We start from the raw sequence: 932 nt of genomic DNA, 5'->3' as shown, positions 1-932 counted from the left end.
ATGATCCACCGTTCTCACCCCTGTTTCAGTGGTTGTTTTAACTGTTGCGTAGTCTTGTTTGACCTGGTTATGTTCTTTTACATAGGAAACACGATAGCCATTCTCTGACTTGGTACCAACCTCAAGAGAGCGATTCTTATAGCCAAAGCCAATGGAAAGGTTGGGGGCGAGTCTCCCGTAGCTTGAACTAATCTTGTCTGCTAGACTGAACTCACCCGTTATAGAATAGTCCTTTAGCCCTATCTTCGTCTTATAATTGGGCTTTTCATCTAGGAAATCTGTACTCAGTCCCCCTACGCTATACTCTCCTTCTTGACTTAACTTACCATCTTTATATTTAGTGTTAAAAGTGATGGCACTTTCCCCTTTGAAGTGACCTTTTATCTGGATTTTACTCTTGAGATAGTGCTGACCATCGTCATATACTGTGATCTCCTTCTCAAACGTAACTTCATTCCCTTTCAAGAAATCAATCAGCTCCTGAGGTTTCTTACCGCCATTCCCATGGGAGGCAAGAGAGATCGTACGACCCAAGGTCTGTAGTTCCTGCTCACTCATCTGGCTCAAGTCAAAGGTTGTTTCTGGATTATAATGTCGAATATAACGGATTAGCTCCTCATGCAGAGCTTTAGAATTCTCAATCTGTTGATCCCGTAACTTCGTGTCCTTAAAAATTGCAAGGGCTTCCACATTGTGATAAGGGTCTGTCATAGCAACAGCTTTGCGAGACCGACTCAAACCACTTGCGATTGTGGATAGGGTAGTGGTCACGCCGCTCCCCAACAGTTCACTATTAAATGATTCCATCCGACTTTCAGTTGTACGAAGAGATTGCAGGGCTTCTTCCTTATGGCTTTTGATATCTGCGGAAGAAGGATTGCTGATGCCCACCATACCTCCAATTGCAGAGTAAGCTATTGTCAGGTCTGGAT

1 pseudogene is annotated in these 932 nt (G+C 43.7%); it reads right to left on the bottom strand.

The annotated features are described in order from the left end of the window. A pseudogene (locus AB2B49_RS09165) lies at positions 1 to 894 on the bottom strand (hypothetical protein); the annotation flags it as partial. Between the last annotated feature and the right edge of the window lie 38 nt (positions 895 to 932).

The organism is Streptococcus jiangnanensis (assembly GCF_040888325.1).
Lineage (GTDB): Bacteria > Bacillota > Bacilli > Lactobacillales > Streptococcaceae > Streptococcus > Streptococcus jiangnanensis.
Note: the sequence above shows the minus strand (reverse complement) of the source record. Positions and strands in the feature narration are given on the sequence as shown.